Source organism: Pararhizobium polonicum (assembly GCF_001687365.1).
GTDB classification, from domain to species: domain Bacteria; phylum Pseudomonadota; class Alphaproteobacteria; order Rhizobiales; family Rhizobiaceae; genus Pararhizobium; species Pararhizobium polonicum.
Genome location: NZ_LGLV01000016.1, coordinates 14999 through 30242, shown reverse-complemented (window position 1 = coordinate 30242; position 15244 = coordinate 14999). Strand labels below are relative to the sequence as shown.

The 15244-nt window shown below is 62.2% G+C and carries 11 protein-coding genes; 10 read left to right on the top strand and 1 reads right to left on the bottom strand.

Annotated features, from left to right (window positions below; all coding sequences use genetic code 11):
- Positions 1-53: 53 nt before the first annotated feature.
- From ftsZ to ADU59_RS23165, 7 genes are all read left to right on the top strand, one after another.
- Entirely contained in the window at positions 54-1850 is a 1797-nt protein-coding gene (gene ftsZ / locus ADU59_RS23195; RefSeq protein WP_068957025.1) for a cell division protein FtsZ, read from the top strand.
- 344 nt (positions 1851-2194) lie between these two features.
- The gene (gene lpxC / locus ADU59_RS23190) at positions 2195-3127 is read left to right on the top strand and encodes a UDP-3-O-acyl-N-acetylglucosamine deacetylase (RefSeq protein WP_068957314.1); all 933 of its coding nucleotides are present in this window, start codon (positions 2195-2197) and stop codon (positions 3125-3127) included.
- A gap of 200 nt (positions 3128-3327) precedes the next feature.
- The gene (locus tag ADU59_RS23185) at positions 3328-4194 is read left to right on the top strand and encodes an outer membrane protein assembly factor BamD (RefSeq protein ID WP_068957023.1); all 867 of its coding nucleotides are present in this window, start codon (positions 3328-3330) and stop codon (positions 4192-4194) included.
- Positions 4195-4214: 20 nt separating this feature from the next.
- Entirely contained in the window at positions 4215-5888 is a 1674-nt protein-coding gene (gene recN / locus ADU59_RS23180) for a DNA repair protein RecN (protein ID WP_068957021.1), read from the top strand.
- 187 nt (positions 5889-6075) lie between these two features.
- Positions 6076-8235 (top strand): NAD-dependent DNA ligase LigA, encoded by a 2160-nt coding sequence (ligA, locus tag ADU59_RS23175; RefSeq protein ID WP_068957019.1) that lies wholly within the window; start codon positions 6076-6078, stop codon positions 8233-8235.
- A gap of 107 nt (positions 8236-8342) precedes the next feature.
- Positions 8343-8987 (top strand): DUF47 domain-containing protein, encoded by a 645-nt coding sequence (locus tag ADU59_RS23170; RefSeq protein WP_068957017.1) that lies wholly within the window; start codon positions 8343-8345, stop codon positions 8985-8987.
- Positions 8987-9988 (top strand): inorganic phosphate transporter, encoded by a 1002-nt coding sequence (locus tag ADU59_RS23165; protein WP_068957015.1) that lies wholly within the window; start codon positions 8987-8989, stop codon positions 9986-9988. The genes ADU59_RS23170 and ADU59_RS23165 overlap by 1 nt, the downstream gene beginning before the upstream one ends.
- A 28-nt stretch (positions 9989-10016) precedes the next feature.
- Here ADU59_RS23165 and ADU59_RS23160 read toward each other — a convergent pair whose 3' ends face one another.
- The gene (locus tag ADU59_RS23160) at positions 10017-12212 is read right to left on the bottom strand and encodes a sensor domain-containing phosphodiesterase (protein WP_068957312.1); all 2196 of its coding nucleotides are present in this window, start codon (positions 12210-12212) and stop codon (positions 10017-10019) included.
- A 394-nt stretch (positions 12213-12606) separates the two neighbouring features.
- Between ADU59_RS23160 and ADU59_RS23155 the strand changes: the two genes are divergently transcribed.
- The 3 genes from ADU59_RS23155 (at position 12607) to panB (ending at position 15244) form a co-directional block, all read left to right on the top strand.
- Positions 12607-13353, top strand: coding sequence for a fumarylacetoacetate hydrolase family protein (locus ADU59_RS23155; protein WP_068957012.1), 747 nt, complete (start codon positions 12607-12609; stop codon positions 13351-13353).
- Between the two features lie 191 nt (positions 13354-13544).
- On the top strand, positions 13545-14420 hold the full coding sequence (panC, locus tag ADU59_RS23150) for a pantoate--beta-alanine ligase (RefSeq protein ID WP_068957010.1): 876 nt from the start codon (positions 13545-13547) through the stop codon (positions 14418-14420).
- 2 nt (positions 14421-14422) lie between these two features.
- Positions 14423-15244: a 3-methyl-2-oxobutanoate hydroxymethyltransferase gene (panB, locus tag ADU59_RS23145; protein ID WP_068957008.1), complete on the top strand. Its 822-nt coding sequence runs from the start codon at positions 14423-14425 to the stop codon at positions 15242-15244.

Here is a 15244-nt window from a genome sequence, read left to right as displayed (position 1 = left end):
AGTGATTTGGCCGGCTCGGCAAGGCGGCCAGAAACCAGGAAGGAACGGGTACAATGACGATCAACTTGCAAAAGCCGGATATCACCGAGCTGAAGCCCCGCATCACCGTGTTCGGTGTCGGTGGCGGTGGCGGCAACGCTGTCAACAACATGATCACCGCAGGCCTCGAAGGCGTCGATTTCGTCGTCGCCAATACCGATGCCCAGGCGCTGACCATGACCAAGGCCGAACGCATCATCCAGATGGGTGTTGCCGTGACTGAAGGCCTCGGCGCCGGTTCGCAGCCGGAAGTCGGCCGCGCGGCCGCCGAAGAGTGCATCGATGAGATCATCGATCACCTCAACGGCACGCATATGTGCTTCGTCACCGCCGGCATGGGCGGCGGTACCGGTACCGGTGCTGCTCCAGTCGTCGCACAGGCCGCCCGCAACAAGGGCATCCTGACGGTCGGCGTCGTCACCAAGCCGTTTCACTTCGAAGGCCAGCGCCGCATGCGCCTTGCCGACATGGGCATTGCCGAGCTGCAGAAGTCCGTCGACACGCTGATCGTCATTCCGAACCAGAACCTGTTCCGGATCGCCAATGACAAGACCACGTTTGCCGATGCTTTCGCGATGGCCGACCAGGTTCTCTATTCCGGTGTTGCCTGCATCACCGACCTGATGGTCAAGGAAGGCCTGATCAACCTCGACTTCGCCGACGTCCGTTCGGTGATGCGCGAAATGGGCCGCGCCATGATGGGCACCGGCGAAGCATCCGGCGAAGGCCGCGCAATGGCCGCAGCCGAAGCTGCGATCGCCAACCCGCTGCTCGACGAAACCTCGATGAAGGGTGCGCAAGGCCTGCTGATCTCGATCACCGGCGGCCGTGACCTTACCCTGTTTGAAGTCGATGAAGCAGCAACCCGCATCCGCGAAGAAGTGGATCCGGACGCCAACATCATTCTCGGCGCAACGTTCGACGAAGAACTCGAAGGCCTCATCCGCGTTTCGGTCGTGGCAACGGGTATCGATCGGACGGCCGCGGAGGTGGCCGGTCGTTCCGCTGACTTTCGTCCGGTAGCAGCCAAGCCGATCATCCGCCCGTCGATCGCCATTCCGGCAGCCCCGGTTCAGCAGACGGTTGCCGTTCAGAGCCAGCCGGCGCCGGTCGCCCAGCAGCCCGTGGCACAGCAGCCTGTCGTCCAGCAGCAGCCGGCCGCCCAGCCGGTCCAGCAGACCAGCGATTCGATTGCCGCTGCCATCCGCGAAGCCGAGCTGGAACGCGAACTGTTCCTCTCCATGCCGCGCGGTGGCGCTGCTGCCCCGGTTCAGCAGGCTCAGGACGATTTCCGTCCGCAGAGCCGGCTTTTCGCCGGTGCCGCACCGATCGAGCAGCCCGTCGTCCAGACGGCCGCTCCGGTGCAGCGTACCGTCGAAACGGTGGCTTACCAGCCGCAGCCGATCGCTCAGGCTCCCATTCGCCACGAGCCGTCCGCTCCGGTGATCCGTCAGCAGGCCGAGCAGGTCCGCATGCCGCGGGTGGAAGACTTTCCGCCGATGGTAAAGGCTGAAGCCGAGCATCGTGCACAGCCGGTGCCGCAGGAAGAACGCGGCCCGATGGGTCTGCTGAAGCGAATCACCAATTCGCTTGGCCGCCGCGACGACGACGATCACGGCGTGTCCGCGGACATGACGGCCGGTGCGCCGGCAGCCGCCTCGCAGCAGCGCCGTCCGCTGTCTCTGGAAGCCAGCGTCTACGCACCGCGCCGGGCAGCCGTTGACGATCGTGCCCGCGCTGCCTCGCAGCCGCGTGCCCATGAAGACGATCAGCTCGAAATCCCGGCGTTCCTGCGCCGCCAGTCGAACTGATCTTTCTACCCACCTTCCTCCTTGCCGAAATGCCCGGGTTTTTGCCCGGGCATTTTTTATGAATTACTGTTTATTTTCAGTGCCTAACGAACTTCATTGTGCAGCGTAACAAAGCGAAAGAAACAGTGATTTGGAATGTGGGCCCTCAGCAATTATCTTCACACTCGGGACTGATGGGGCAGCATTGCGATTCTAAACGCACTGGCTTGCATGTTGGACCGGTTGGTGACGCAAGGCGTCGCTTTCCGACTGAGTGTCTTGCGGCTTTGGAAAACGCGCGGCTCTGGTCCCCTTGAGACATTCGGCGGCAACGCCACGTAGCATTGAAGGCGAGAAGCATGGGACTGGGAATTGGACTGCTTGGGTTTCAGACAACGATTGCACATTCTGTAACTCTGAGCGGCACGGGCGTACATTCTGGCGCCGAAGTAGCAATCACGTTCCATCCGGCGGAAGCCGATAGCGGCATCGTTTTCCAGCGTGTCGTCGACGAACAGACCATCAGCGAATTCAAGGCTGTTTCCTCTCAGGTCGGCAACACCGATCTGTGCACCATTCTCGGCTTTTCGCCTGCCACCTCGATCGCCACGATCGAGCATGTGATGGCGGCGATCTACGCGCTTGGCCTCGACAATCTTCTCATCGAAGTGCATGGCGCCGAAATGCCGATCATGGACGGCAGCTCGGCTCCGTTCATCGACGCCATCGAACAGACGGGCATCAAGGCGCTTGCCGTCAAGCGCCGCTATATCCGCATCCTCAAGCCGGTTCGCATCGAATCGGGTGCCTCCTGGTCGGAATTCACGCCGTATGACGGCATGCGTTTCGAAGTGGAGATCGATTTCGATAGCCCGCTGATCGGTCGTCAGGCCTGGAAGGGCGATATCACGCCGTCGGTATTCAAGACGGAACTGTCGCGTGCCCGCACCTTCGGCTTCATGCGTGATGTCGAGCGGATGTGGGCTGCCGGCCGCGGCCTCGGCTCGTCGCTCGAAAACTCGGTTGTCATTGCCGATGACAACACGGTCATCAACATGGAAGGCCTGCGCTACAAGGACGAATTCGTCCGCCACAAGACGCTGGATGCCGTCGGCGACCTGGCTCTGGCCGGAGCGCCGTTCATCGGCTGCTACCGTTCCTATCGCGGCGGCCACAAGATGAACGCCAACGCGCTGAAGGCGCTGATGAGCGATCCGACGGCCTACGAAATCGTCGAGACCGCAACGCAGCGGCAGCGTTCGGCACCGCGTGAAGTGATCGCCGTCAATGCGCCGTAATGCGCAGCCAGTTGTTCCTGCATGGAAAATCTGGTCCGATATTTGATAAGAGCCGGTCTTTTGACCGGCTTTTTCATGATAAGACCGCCACAAAATTGCGTTAATCAATCATCATGACATTGCGGTCTTGTTGCATCTTGATCTAAAACGCGGTTCATAGGCGGCGGTATTCTTACCGCCGCGCGAGTTGGGATTTACGAATGGTATTTGCAGGCCAGGTTGAATTGAAGAAGATGGCACGTGTTGCTGCCATTGCGCTTGCGGTGTCGGCAACCAGTGTGCTGGTAACTGCCTGCCAGAACGATCCCGACATCGACATCACCAAGCTGACTGCGGAAACGGATCCGCCGGAAGTCCTCTACAATCAGGGCCTTGCCAACCTGAATGCGGGCAAGACGACGGAAGCGGCGCGCAAGTTCGACGCGATCGACCAGCAGCATCCGTTCTCCGAATATGCCCGCAAGGCGCTGGTCATGCGGTCCTTCGTCAATTACCGCAATGGCCAGTATCAGGACGCCATCAACGGCGCGACCCGTTATCTCAATCTCTATCCGGAATCGGCCGACGCCGCCTATGCACAGTATATCGTCGGGCTTGCCTATTCCAAGCAGATCCCGGCGGTGACGCAGGACCAGAAGCCGGCCTTCAAGACGATCGAGGCGATGCAGACGGTCGTGACCAAATATCCGGATTCGGAATATGTCGAGGACGCGCAGGCCAAGATCCGTTATGCCAAGGACCAGCTGGCCGGCAAGGAAATGCAGGTCGGCCGCTATTATCTCGAGCGCAAGGAATATCTTGCCGCCGTGACGCGCTTCCGGTCCGTGGTCGAGCAGTATCCCAACACCAATCAGGTCGAAGAGGCCTTGGCGCGGCTGGTGGAAACCTATTTCGCCATGGGCATCACCACCGAAGCACAGACGGCAGCGGCGGTTCTCGGGCACAACTATCCGGATAGCCAGTGGTATGCCGACAGCTACAAGCTTTTGCAGACCGGTGGACTGGAGCCGCGCGAAAACGGCAATTCGTGGATTTCGCGCGCAGGCAAGAAGATACTTGGCGTCTGAGCGAAGAGATTTGAACCGGGATGCTTTCACAGATTTCGATCCGCGATATCGTCCTGATCGAACGGCTTGATCTGTCTTTCGATGCCGGTCTTTCCGTGCTGACCGGCGAAACCGGGGCTGGAAAATCCATCCTTCTCGATAGCTTGTCGCTGGCCCTTGGCGGCCGTGGCGACGGCTCGCTTGTCCGCCATGGCGGCGACAAGGGGCAGGTGACGGCGGTCTTCGATGTCGGCATGGGCCATCCGGCCCGTCTTCTCGTCCGCGAGAACGGTATCGACGACGATGGCGACCTGATTTTCCGCCGGGTGCAGTCGGCGGATGGCCGCACCAAGGCCTATGTCAACGACCAGCCGGTCTCTGTCCAGCTGATGCGCCAGGCCGGCCAGCTTCTCGTCGAAATCCACGGCCAGCACGACGACCGCGCTTTGGTCGACACCCACGCGCACCGCACGCTTCTCGATGCTTTTGGTGGTCTTGCCGAAGAGGCGCAGGCTGTCGCCGGTCTCTATCGCATCTGGAAGGATGCCGAGCGGATGCTGAAGAAGCACCGCGACAAGGTCGAGGCCGCGGCCCGCGAGGCCGATTACCTGCGTGCCTCGGTGGAAGAGCTGGAAGCGCTGTCGCCGCAGGATGGCGAGGAGGACGATCTGGCCGAGCGCCGTTCGCGCATGATGAAGGCCGAGCGCATCGCCGTCGATATCAACGAGGCGAGCGAATTTCTCAATGGCAATGCGTCTCCGGTTCCGCTGATCGCATCGCTGGTGCGCCGGCTGGAGCGCAAGAGCCATGAGGCGCCGGGGCTTCTCGAAGAGACGGTGGAGTTTCTCGACAGCGCGTTGAACCAGCTTTCCGATGCGCAAATGTCGATCGAGGCGGCGCTGCGCAAGACCGAATATGATCCCAAGGAGCTGGAGCGTGTCGAGGAGCGGCTGTTTGCGCTGCGCGCCGCCGCCCGCAAATATTCCGTGCCGGTGACGACGCTGCCGGCACTGGCCGTGCGGATGATCGCCGATCTCGCCGATCTCGATGCCGGCGAGGAGAAGCTGAAGCAGCTGGACGCGCAGCTGGGCCTCACCAAGGGCGCCTTCGATGCTGCCGCCACGGCGCTGTCGGCCAAGCGCCACAACACCGCGACTGCTCTGTCCGAGGCTGTCATGGCCGAGCTGCCGGCACTGAAGCTTGAGCGGGCCCGGTTCATGGTCGAAGTGACCTCCGATCCGCAGGCCGCAGCGGCCGAGGGGATCGACGTGGTCGAATTCCATGTCCAGACCAACCCGGGCACCCGGCCGGGGCCGATCATGAAAGTGGCGTCCGGCGGCGAGCTTTCGCGCTTCCTGTTGGCGCTGAAGGTGGCGCTGGCCGATCGCGGCTCGGCACCAACCCTCGTCTTCGATGAAATCGACACCGGTGTCGGCGGTGCGGTGGCCGATGCCATCGGCCAGCGGCTGAAGCGGCTGTCGAAGACCGTCCAGGTGCTGTCAGTCACCCATGCGCCGCAGGTGGCCGCGCGTGCCGCGACGCATCTCTTGATTTCCAAGGGGCCATCGGCGGAAAAATCCGAAACCATCGCCACCCGCGTCGCCCGCATGGACGACAGGGCCCGCACCGAGGAGATCGCCCGCATGCTCGCCGGTGCCTCGGTAACGGACGAGGCGAGGGCGGCTGCCGTGCGATTGCTGGCAGGCAACGTGTAAATTTACCCTCCCCTTGAGGGGGAGGGTCGGCACGAAGTGCCGGGGTGGGGTGACCTTTCGCGAAACCCAATGGATCACCCCACCCGCGCATTCCGCGCGACCTCCCCCTCAAGGGGAGGTGTGAACCGGCATCTTCCCATTCCCGGAAATTTCTCTAAAACGACTCCGAAACGTGGAGTCTGCCAGCATGTCGATCGAAACCGCCGCCGTTGAAACCCTGACGCTCGAAGATGCTGCCGGCGAGCTGGAGCGGCTGGCTGGCGCGCTTGCCCATCATGATGCGCTCTATCACGGCAAGGATGCGCCCGAGATTTCGGATGCGGACTATGACGCGCTGAAGCGTCGCAACGAGGAGATCGAGGCACGGTTTCCCGAGCTTGTTCGCGCCGACAGCCCGTCACGCAAGGTCGGCGCTGCGCCATCCGGCATTTTCCAGCAGATCACCCACGCGCGGCCGATGCTGTCGCTGGACAACGTCTTTTCCGACGAGGACGTGCAGGATTTCATCGGCAGCGTCTACCGTTTCCTCGGTCTCCTGCCGGATAATTCCATCGCCTTTACCGCCGAGCCGAAGATCGACGGGCTTTCCATGTCGCTGCGCTATGAAAACGGCACGCTCGTCAGCGCCGCCACGCGCGGCGATGGCACGACCGGCGAGAACGTCACGGCCAATATCCGCACCATCAAGGAAATTCCGCAGACATTGCCGCCGGGCGCCCCTGAAATCGTCGAGGTGCGCGGCGAGGTCTATATGGCCAAGAGCGATTTCCTGGCGCTGAACGAGCAGATGCTGGCCGAGGGCAAGCAGACCTATGTCAATCCGCGCAATACGGCGGCGGGCTCGCTGCGTCAACTCGATCCGACGATCACCGCCACCCGCAAGCTGAAATTCTTCGCCTATGCCTGGGGTGAGATTTCGGAAATGCCGTCCGAGACGCAGTTCGGCATGGTCGAGGTGTTCAAGCGCTGGGGCTTTCCGGTCAATCCGCTGACGGAGCGGCTGTCGTCGATCGAGGCGATCCTCGCACACTATAACGGCATCGGCCTCAAACGCCCCGATCTTGACTATGATATCGATGGCGTCGTCTACAAGGTCGACCGGCTCGACCTGCAGCAGCGCCTCGGTTTCCGCTCGCGCTCGCCGCGCTGGGCGACCGCTCATAAATTTCCCGCCGAGCAGGCTTTCACCACCGTCGAGAAAATTGAGATCCAGGTCGGGCGCACCGGGGCGCTGACGCCGGTTGCCCGGCTGACGCCGGTCACGGTCGGCGGCGTCGTGGTGACCAATGCGACACTGCACAATGCCGATTATATCGAAGGCATCGGCAATGGCGGCGAGCGCATCCGCGAAGAGGAACACGATATCCGCATCGGCGATACCGTCATCGTCCAGCGGGCAGGGGACGTCATTCCGCAGGTACTCGATGTGGTCATGGAGAAGCGGTCGAGCGATGCGCAGCGCTATCAATTTCCGAAGGTCTGCCCGGTCTGCGGCAGCCATGCGGTGCGCGAGCGCAACGAAAAGACCGGCAAGCTCGATTCGGTGACGCGCTGCACCGGCGGTTTCGTCTGCCGGGCGCAGGCGGTCGAGCATCTCAAGCATTTCGTTTCGCGCAATGCCTTCGATATCGAGGGGCTGGGCTCCAAGCAGATCGATTTCTTTTTCGAGGCCGACGATCCTGCACTGTCGATCAAGACCGCGCCCGACATCTTCACGCTGGAAAAGCGCCAGACCGAATCGGTTCTGACCAAGCTCGAGAATATCGACGGCTTCGGCAAGGTCAGCGTCCGCAAGCTCTACGATGCGATCAACGATCGCCGGCAGGTGGCGTTGCACCGGCTGATCTATGCGCTGGGTATCCGCCATGTCGGCGAAACCACGGCCAAGCTTCTGGCACGCTCCTATGGCAGCTATGCCGCGTTCTCCGAGGCCATGAAGGCGGCCGCCGATAGTACATCGGAGGCCTGGAGCGATCTCAATGTGATCGACGGTATCGGCGAGGTCGTTGCCCGGGCGATCGTCGAGTTCTACAAGGAACCGCGCAACATGGATGTCGTGTCGCGCCTGCTCGATGAGGTGACGCCGCAGGATGCCGAAGCGCCGGTGGCAAGCTCGAGCCCGGTGGCTGGCAAGACCGTCGTCTTTACCGGCTCTCTCGAAAAGATGACCCGTGACGAGGCCAAGGCCATGGCCGAGCGGCTGGGAGCCAAGGTCGCGGGTTCGGTGTCGAAGAAGACCGATCTGCTCGTCGCCGGTCCCGGTGCCGGCTCAAAACTCGAAAAAGCCCGCGAACTGGGTGTCGAAACCACTGATGAAGACGGCTGGTTTACCCTGATCGGTGGGTAACCACACTCCGATTGCCCCGAAAGCTTCCCTTACGCCCCTGTCTTCTCTATGAGGACTGCCAGATTTATGACAATTTCGTGACAACGGCGAAGATGGGTGATTGAACAATGCTGGGTTGGTTTCGCAAGCTGCTGCCGCGCGAAGACAAGTTCTTCGAGCTTTTCGGGGCGCATTCACGCACGGTCGTGGGGGCCGCCGAAGCGCTGAAGGCGCTTCTGGCGGGCGAGGGCGATCATGATGCCAATTGCGACCGCATCGTTGCGCTCGAAGATCAGGCCGATAACATCACCCGCGACGTCATGCAGGCCGTTCGCCTGAGTTTCATCACGCCGTTCGATCGCGGCGATATCAAGGACCTGATCCAGTCGATGGACGATGCCATCGACATGATGCACAAGACGGTCAAGACCATCCGGCTGTTCGAGCAAAGAAGCTTCGATCCGGGCATGCGCGAAATGGGCGTTCTCATCATCGATGCCGCCCGGCTGATTGCCGAAGCCATCCCGCTGCTGGACCGTATCGGCGCCAATGTGCCGCGCCTGACGGCCATCGCCGAGGAGGTCAACCGGCTTGAGGAGCGCTCCGACCAGCTGCATGACGAAGGCCTCAAGGACCTGTTCCGCCGTCACGGCACCTCGAACCCGATGGGCTATATCATCGGCAGCGAGATTTACGGCGAACTCGAAAAGGTGGTCGACCGCTTCGAGGATGTCGCCAATGAAATCAGCGGCATTTTGATCGAGAACGTCTGATGGACGCTACGCTCGCCTTTCCGCTGCTCGTCGCCCTGATCGGCGTCGCGCTGTTCTTCGATTTCCTCAACGGCCTGCATGACGCGGCGAACTCGATCGCGACGATCGTCTCGACGCGCGTTCTGCGGCCGCAATATGCGGTGATGTGGGCGGCGTTCTTCAATTTCATCGCTTTCCTGTTCTTCGGCCTGCATGTCGCCGAAACGCTGGGTACCGGCATCATCGACCCGGCCATCGTCACGCCGCAGGTGATTTTCGCCGCGCTGATGGGCGCGATCATCTGGAATATCGTCACCTGGATTTTCGGTATTCCGTCGAGTTCGTCGCATGCGCTGGTCGGTGGCCTTGTTGGCGCAGGGCTCGCCAAGACCGGTGGCGACGCAATCGTTCTGAGCGGTCTCCTGAAGACGGTCGGCGCCATCTTCATGTCGCCGATGATCGGTTTCTTCCTGGCGCTGCTGCTTGTCCTGATCGTTTCCTGGGTCTGCCTGCGCCAGACGCCGTTTGCCGTCGATCGCAGCTTTCGCGGCCTGCAGTTCATCTCGGCATCGCTCTATTCACTCGGTCATGGCGGCAACGACGCCCAGAAGACCATGGGCATCATCGCCGTGCTGCTGTTCAGCCAGGGCTATCTCGGTGAGACGTTCTTCGTGCCGTTCTGGGTAGTGATCACCTGCCAGTCGGCGATGGCGCTGGGCACGCTGTTCGGCGGCTGGCGCATCGTTCATACCATGGGATCGAAGATCACCCGGCTCAATCCGATGCAGGGTTTTTGCGCGGAAACCGGGGGGGCGATCACCCTGTTTGCCGCCACCTGGCTGGGGATTCCGGTCTCGACGACGCATACCATCACCGGTGCGATTATCGGCGTCGGGGCTGCACGGCGTGTTTCGGCGGTTCGCTGGGGGCTTGCCGGCAATATCGTCATCGCCTGGGTCGTGACCCTGCCGGCGGCGGCGCTGATCTCGGCGCTGTTCTATTTCGCAGCGGGCCTGCTGTAGGCGAACACGCCATTTCCGGCCGTCCGGGCTATGTGGGCTGGTTTGCCCGCCGGGCGGTCGACATAGCCAGAAGCACCGCGGCCTGCTCCGCCGGCAGCGCCTTGCCGTAGCGGTAGCCCTGACCGGCCTTGCAGCCGAGCAGCCGCAGCGCGATCTCCTGTTCCTCCGTCTCTATGCCTTCTGCGATCGTTTCCAGCCCCAGTTCGTTGCCCATCGTCAGCATCGCCCGGGTGATGGCGGCGTCATGCCGATTGTCCAGCATGTCGCTGATGAAACTCCGGTCGATTTTCAGCGTCGTCAGCGGAAAGCGCTGCAACGAGCTGAGCGAGGCATAACCGGTCCCGAAATCATCGAAAGCGATGTCGACGCCGAGATCGCGCAGCGCGCGCACGGCTGCAAACGCATGATCGTCGTTGAGAAGCGCAATGGTTTCCGTCACCTCGAGGCCGAGCGCGGAAGGGGGGAGCCCGTGTTCGGCCAGCGCATCGACGACATGCTGAACGAGCGTGCCGGCGCGATACTGGGCGGCAAAAAGATTGACGCTGACCTTGATCGGGGCATGGCCCTGCGCCAGCCATTCGGCCGCCTGCCGGCAGGCTTCATTCAAAACCCACCAGCCGACGGGCAGGGCAAGGGAGCTCGATTCCAAGGCCGGAAGGAAGGCAGCCGGAAACATGAGGCCATGTTCGGGGTGCCGCCAGCGGATCAATGCCTCCATGCCGAAGACATGGCCATCGGTGAGCGAAACCTGCGGCTGATAATGCAGCACCAGTTCGCCATTTTGCAGGGCACGCAGCAGCTCGTCCTGGGTTGCGCGGCGGGCCAGCGAATCGTTGCGCATCTCCGGATCGAACATCAGCATGGTGCTGCCGCCGGCCTGTTTTGCCCGGTAGAGGGCGAAATCGGCGCTGGCGAGCAATTCCTCCGCGTCGGCGCCATGTTCGGGCGCGAGCGCAAAGCCAAGGGTGGTCGTCACCTGGAAAACGTTGCCGCCCACCTCGAACGGCATTTCGAAGGCCGAAAGGACCGCGCCGATGGCCTTCAAGGCACCGTCGAGGGTGGCGACCTCGGGAAACAGCACGGCAAAGCCGTCACCGCCGAAGCGGGCAACGGTAACATCATCGGCAAGAACCGACGGCAGCCGGACGGCGACAGCCTGCAGCAACGCGTCGCCGACGGCATGGCCGAGGCTGTCGTTGACATCCTTGAAGCCATCAAGATCGAGCAGGGCAACGGTTGCGGCACGGTTCTCGGACAGAACCTCCTGCAGCAGGCTTTCAAACCGGTTGCGGTTGCTGAGCCCGGTCAGCGTATCCTGATTGGCCATTCTGAGCAGCCGGGCATCCCTGTCGCGGCGATCGGAGATATCGCGGATGACCGCGCCCATGCCGACGCCGCGTTCGTCGTTCCACAGCGACAGCGAAATCTCGATCGGCACTTCGGTCTGATCCCGCTTGCGCGCCATGACCTCGACGGTCTTGCCGATCAGCTTGGTGGTGCCGCCGGCCAGAACCCGGGCGAGACCGGCGTGATGCGCGCCGCGAAACCGGTCGGGAATGATGAGGTCGATCGGCTGGCCGATCATTTCGCCGTGCTCGTAACCGAACAGGCAGAGGGCTGCGCGGTTGACGAATTCGATCCGGCCGGCGGCATTGATCGAGAAGAGGGCAAGCCCGGTCGCATCGGAAAATTTCATGACCGTCGAACGGATGATCTCTTCCTGGCGCAAGCGCATCTGTTCCATGACCTGGGCGGCCAGGAGTTTCAGTGTCTGCTGCTGGCGTTCGCCGAACGCATGGCGCGGCATGGTATCGGCGATGCACAGGGCGCCGATGCGGAAACCATCTGCCGTCACCAGCGGCGCTCCGGCGTAGAAGCGAACGAAGGGCGTGCCCGTCACCAGAGGATTATCGGCAAAGCGGGGATCGGCCTGCATGTCCGGGACGACGAAGACATCGCCGCTCTGGATCGTATGGGTACAGAAGGATGTCGAACGGGCGATATCGGGCACGTCGACGCCGTGGGTCGCCTTGAACCGCTGGATGTCCTTTTCAACCAGCGTGATGAAGGCCATCGGGGTTTCGAACAGCTGGGCGGCAAGCTGCACGATCGTATCGAACCGTGGCTCCGGCGCGGTTCCGGCGATCCACAGAGTGGAAAGGGCCTCCAGCCGACCGTGCTCGATGCGATTGTTGTCGTTCCCCTCAGCAGCGTCCTGGTGCATGCCCATTCCAAATCCCGGTGTTCGGTTCAACGGCAGAGGCAGTGCAACCGGTGATGATCCGGTTTTCCCCCGTTGCCAGACCTGTCTTCGCCTCAGAGTAGTGAAAACCTGTTATCAACTGCTAAAGAAGCAGAATCGAATTTCAGATACGAACACGCAAGGCGTGTATCATTGTGTATTATTGACACATGATCCTGCAAGCGCGGTTGCCGGCGAAAGGTTTCCCCAGCCGTTTGCGTTGGTGGCTGCGGCCGGTGCCTGCCGAAATCGCCGACAATCCCGCCGTCCGGTGGCTTGCAAATTCGGCGCGACACCTGCCGCCAAATAGTATCCTATGGGGGCAGGCGGTCGAAGAACTGCCCGTGCAACCAGAACCCCGAGGAACACGCAAGCGATGAAACTGGCCACTCTCAAAGACAGTACCCGCGACGGCAAACTCGTCGTGGTCTCCAAGGATCTGACCCGCTGCTCGGAAGTCGGTCATATCGCGCGCACCCTTCAGGCGGCGCTCGACGACTGGGCGCATGCCGGCCCGCGGCTGGCGCGCGTCGCCATCGGCGTGGAGACCGGCGCGCAGCCGACGACGCGGTTTCATGAACATGACGCGGCATCGCCGCTGCCACGGGCCTTTTTCTGGGCCGGCGGCTCCGGCGGCTTTTCCGGGCCGCGCGATCCCATTCTGGTTGCGGCCGGCAGCGCGGGCATTGCCGCGACGGCGCAGCTTGCCGTGATCGTCGATGATGTCGACGTGCAGGCAGGCGCCGATGCGGCAAAGCAGGCCATTCTTCTGGTGTTGCTCGCCAATGATATTTCCGCCGGTGGAACAGGTGCTGCCACCTCCTTCTCGCCGGTTGCCGTGACACCGGACGAGCTGGGCGAGGGGGCCGAGCTTTCGCTGCTTATCCGGCACAACGGCAAGCCGCTTGAGGGTGGCAAAGGCAGCGTGAGCGCGGCTGCGACTGCCGTTGCGGCCGCCGCCGGGACACGGCCGCTGGTCGCAGGCAGCATCGTTGCCACCGGTTCGTGCCTTGCCACCTCGGCCCTGTCCATCGGCGATACGGTGCGGGTCGAGATGAACGACCGCACCGGGCATTCCATCTTCGGTGCCATCGAACAGACGGTCGAAACACGCGGCAAATAACGGTATCGGGTTCCGGTCGATCCGGAACCCGATTTTCCGATGGCAATTCCCGCCTTCAAATCTTGAATTGTCTTTTTGCACTGCACACGTTAGGAAACCGCGCCGGGTTTCATGTGGAGACCCCCGATGAAAACCGGCAGAGCCAGCCGCCGTGGACAAGGCGGCAAGCTTGCGGATTGGAGGATCCCGAGATGGAAACGATCACCACCATTGCAGAGCTGCGCGCGCGTCTCTCCGAATATCGCCGTGCCGGCAAGACCATCGGCCTGGTGCCGACCATGGGCTATCTGCATGTCGGCCATATGGAACTGGTTGCCCGGGCGCGGGCGGCGAACGATCTCGTCGTCGTCAGCCTGTTCGTCAATCCGCTGCAGTTCGGGGCCAATGAGGACCTGACGAAATATCCGCGTGATCTTGCCCGCGACCAGGCGATGCTGGTCGAAGGCGGCGCCGACTTCCTCTTCGCACCGGGTGTTTCGGACATGTATCCGCATCCGATGGAAACGGTGGTCGACGTACCGACGCTCGGCAGCGAGCTGGAAGGCTCGGTTCGCCCCGGCCATTTCGCCGGCGTGGCGACGGTGGTCACCAAGCTCTTCAACATCGTGCAGCCGGACCGCGCCTATTTCGGCGAGAAGGATTTCCAGCAGTTGCAGATTATCCGCCGCATGGTGGCGGATCTGGCACAGCCGGTCGAGGTGGTGGGCGTGGCGACGGTGCGCGAGGCTGACGGTCTCGCCTGCTCGTCGCGCAACGTCTACCTGACCCCGACTGAGCGTGCCGCCGCCGCGATCGTGCCGAAGGCGCTCGACGAAGCCGAGCGGCTGATTGCCGGCGGCCTGACGGACGTGGCGGCTCTTGAAAAAGCTATCACCGATTTCATAGCGTCCGAGCCCCTGGCAAAGCCCGAGGTGGTGGCGCTGCGCGACCCGGAGACTTTGCATATCCTGACGGAAATCGGCGAAAAACCGGTTCTTCTGTTGCTTTTTATCCGTTTCGGGGGCACGAAGCTGCTCGATAACAGGGTTTTTAGCCCAAAAACCGCAAAATTTGCAAAGGTGGCGTGAGCATGAGTGTACAGGCAGTAAAGCGGCGCCTGAGCCCCGGCAGTATCGAGGCGCTGAAGGGCGAACGGCCGATCGTCAGCCTGACGGCCTATACGACCCCGATTGCCCGGCTTCTCGATCCGCATGTCGATTTCATGCTGGTGGGCGATTCGCTCGGCATGGTGCTCTACGGCCTCGATTCGACCGTCGGCGTCACGCTCGACATGATGATCGCCCACGGGCAGGCGGTCATGCGCGGCTCGGAAAAGGCCTGCGTCGTTGTCGATCTGCCGTTCGGCTCCTATCAGGAATCGAAGGAACAGGCTTTCTCCAGCGCTGCCCGTATCCTCAAGGAAACGGGCTGCAGCGCGGTCAAGCTCGAAGGCGGCGCCGAGATGGCCGAAACCGTCGACTTCCTCACCCAGCGCGGCATTCCGGTGCTTGGCCATGTCGGCCTGATGCCGCAGCTCGTCAACACCATGGGCGGCTACCGCTCGCTTGGCCGTAACGACAAGGAAGCGGCCAAGATCCGGCGTGACGCCAAGGCGATCGACGATGCCGGCGCCTTTGCGATCGTCGTCGAGGGAACGATCGAGCCTTTGGCGCGCGAGATTTCCGAGACGCTGCGGGCGCCGACGATCGGCATCGGCGCGTCACCGGCCTGCGACGGCCAGATTCTCGTTTCCGACGACATGCTGGGCATCTTCAGCGATTTCAAGCCGCGCTTCGTCAAGCATTTCGCCGAACTGGCACCGCAGATGTCGGCTGCCTTCGAGGCCTATGCCAACGAAGTGAAGGCACGGACGTTTCCCGGCATCGAGCACACGTTTCAGGTCAAGCGCTGA